3 protein-coding genes and 1 pseudogene are annotated in these 2,648 nt (G+C 70.2%); 1 reads left to right on the top strand and 3 read right to left on the bottom strand.

Annotated features, from left to right (window positions below):
- Positions 1–330: 330 nt before the first annotated feature.
- Positions 331–747, bottom strand: a pseudogene (locus tag AB0J08_RS41420) (IS5 family transposase); the annotation flags it as partial.
- Positions 702–1,253 (bottom strand): transposase, encoded by a 552-nt coding sequence (locus AB0J08_RS41425; RefSeq protein WP_360645318.1) that lies wholly within the window; start codon positions 1,251–1,253, stop codon positions 702–704. The gene AB0J08_RS41425 and the pseudogene AB0J08_RS41420, both read right to left, overlap by 46 nt.
- A gap of 92 nt (positions 1,254–1,345) precedes the next feature.
- Here AB0J08_RS41425 and AB0J08_RS41430 point away from each other — a divergent pair, with 92 nt between their 5' ends.
- On the top strand, positions 1,346–1,606 hold the full coding sequence (locus AB0J08_RS41430; RefSeq protein WP_360645321.1) for a hypothetical protein: 261 nt from the start codon (positions 1,346–1,348) through the stop codon (positions 1,604–1,606).
- A gap of 99 nt (positions 1,607–1,705) precedes the next feature.
- Here the strand turns inward: AB0J08_RS41430 and AB0J08_RS41435 are convergent, their stop codons facing one another.
- Entirely contained in the window at positions 1,706–2,470 is a 765-nt protein-coding gene (locus tag AB0J08_RS41435; protein WP_360645324.1) for a helicase associated domain-containing protein, read from the bottom strand.
- Positions 2,471–2,648: the final 178 nt, after the last annotated feature.

Below are 2,648 nucleotides of genomic sequence, written 5' to 3' on the forward strand. Positions count from 1 at the left end.
TACGCGTGGATGCGGGTCATACGGTGGATACGGCGCAAGCACCCCGGGATCACATGGAAGCAGCTTCGCCGCCGCTACTGCGACGGCGGCTGGTGGCCCACCACGGAGGAAAGAGAGCTGTTCAACCCGGCCAAGGTAAGCACCACCAGATACCGATACCGGGGAACAGTCATCCCGAGCCCGTGGCCCACGACAGCATGAGAACCTGACTGCCCCCAAGGGGACTTGTGGAGAGCCCGGTGCCCGGAGACGGGCACGCCGGGTTCGGGAGGCGGCTCGGGGAAACCCACTGATGGAGACACCAGCAGGGCGCCCCGAGTCGACCTCACCCAGGCCGCGCCAGGTCTTGATCTTCTGGAAGCAGCGTTCCACGGTGTTGCGCTGCTTGTAGCGGTGCGGGTCGAAGGTGACCGGCCGGCCGCCGGCGGAGCCCTTCCTCTTCCGGTTGGCGGCCTGGTCGTTCTTCTCCGGGATGACCGCGATGATCCCGCGTCTGCGGAGGTAGGCGCGGTTGGCCCTGGAGGAGTAGGCCTTATCGGCGGCGACCGCATCGGGTCGGGTGCGTGGGCGGCCGACGGGGCCGGCCACTCTGATCCCGCCCAGCACCGTCTGGAACCGCGGGCAGTCGGCGGCCTGGCCCGGTGTCAGAACGAAGACCAGCGGCAGGCCCGAGGCGTCGACCGCGGCATGGACCTTGCTGCTCAGCCCGCCTCGGGAGCGGCCGAGCCCGGCCGCCTTCGCCCGGGCCTTACGACGGCGCCGTGCCGCGGCACGGTCCTGGTCCGCCTCGTCCGCGGTGCCCGAGTCTGGCGCGGCCTGCGACGCATCACCCGAAGGACTGGTCCCTGTTCCGGCAACGGGACCCCCTTTTCCTCGGTCAGGGCCTGTTCGAGCGCGTCCAGAGTCTCCCCGGCGACCGCCAGGCCGGCCGACTCGTGATGCGCCCGCACGACCGTGGAGTCCACGCTCACCAGCTCCAGGCCCACTTGTCCGCGCGCCGCCGCCTCCGCGATCAGAGCATCCATCAGAGCCTGGAACACCCCGGCCTTCGCCCAAGCGTTGAACCGGGAGTACACCGTCGACCAGGGGCCGTACCGGTCAGGCACATCACGCCAGCCACTGCCGGTACGAAACCGCCACAACACCCCGTTGAACTGGTCCCGCACCCGCCGCGGCAGCGGACCGCTGGCCGCCACCGGCAGACGCCCCTCGATCAACGCCCACTCGGCATCCGTCACATCAAAACGTGCCACACGCGAGTTCTACCAGCCACACCCAGCACACCACGCGGCTTCAAGGAGATCCGAACTTCAAACAGCTCCTAGTCGGCGCGAAAACCTCGTCCGTGGATTTCACCGCTCGACTGCCACGACTGGAGCGGCTGGTCCTGGAAAACTGCGACCCACTGGACTCCCTCACCCCACTGGCAGGCCACCCATCCCTCACCGAGGTGACCATCGCCGGGAACACCGTTGTCCACGATGGCGACCTCCGCCCGCTCGCCGACAACCCCCGACTACGCCACATCGCAGTGGAGCGCGGCGCCGCCCACTACAGCCACACCCCTACGCAGATCCGCCGGCCCGCTCCCACACCCACGCGGTAGACAGCCCGGACTTCCCGGAGACAGCAGTCCACCGCACCGCCCCGAGCTCCCTCCGTCGTTCTGGCAGAGCCCAACACAACCCGGTCCGGGGACGACCCGCTACGCCCACTCCACGCCATGCTCGGCGAGCTGCGCCAGCTGGCCCGCGGTGAGCTTGACGCGGCGGGCCTTCTGATTGTTCAACCACGCGCCGAGGCCGATGTGGACGGTCTCGGCGCTCTCCTCGCCGCCGGGGCCGGCCACCACGACCTCCAGGGGCTCCCTGTGCGGGCGCGGGACCCGGACGTGGCCCTCCCGCTCCAGGAACGCGGCGAGCGCGGCCAGGCCCTGGGCGAAGCGGTCCGCGCGGGATACCTTCGGCTTCGCCTCCGCCGCGGCCTTCGCGGCCACCAGCTCCAGGTCCGCCTCGATGCCGATCGCCGCCAGCAGGTCCTGCTGATCGGGTTCCAGGCCGGGCCAGTCGGCGCGCTGCGCCACGACCCACCGGCCGAGCTGCTCACCCTCGAACACCATCTCCTCCGGCAGCTGCGCCCAGTCCACGCGGCCGTCGGACTCCAGCCACCACGACCTGGCCACCGCGTAGGCGCGCTGCCAGACGATCGGCCAGGTGGGGCACCAGAACGGGTCGATCTCCTCCAGCGCACGGCGCCGCTCCGGCGCCAGCGCCCCCGGCTCGCCCGCGGGCACCTGGGCTGCCGCCCGCAGTTCTGACAACCAGGTGCCGATCGCGTACCCGCCGACAGACGCCCGCGCGGGCGCCGCCAAGCTGCCACCGTGTTCCTTCGCCCAGACCCGCGCCCAGGCCAGGCCGGCCTCGAACCGCGCATCCGACACCGACCAGATCATGCCGAGCGCATCCAGCATCTCCACCCGATGACGTGCCAATTCACCTGCAGCGTGCTCTGACCTTCTGTCTGACACCCACTTTCCGAGCGGGTGCGAATCTGTGAGCTTGCTCCGCTTTGACGGACACCCTCGGTGTGGTGGTCAGGCCGCCAGGACGTTCTCGTAGCCGGCTGGACTGCGGTAGCCGAGGCTGCTG

This window comes from Kitasatospora sp. NPDC050463 (genome assembly GCF_040655255.1).
In the GTDB taxonomy this organism is placed as follows: domain Bacteria; phylum Actinomycetota; class Actinomycetes; order Streptomycetales; family Streptomycetaceae; genus Kitasatospora.

Coding starts and splice junctions, on each gene's coding strand:
- AB0J08_RS41435 (WP_360645324.1), bottom strand. CDS start 2,470: ATGCTGGATGCGCTCGGCATGATCTGGTCGGTGTCGGATGCGCGGTTC.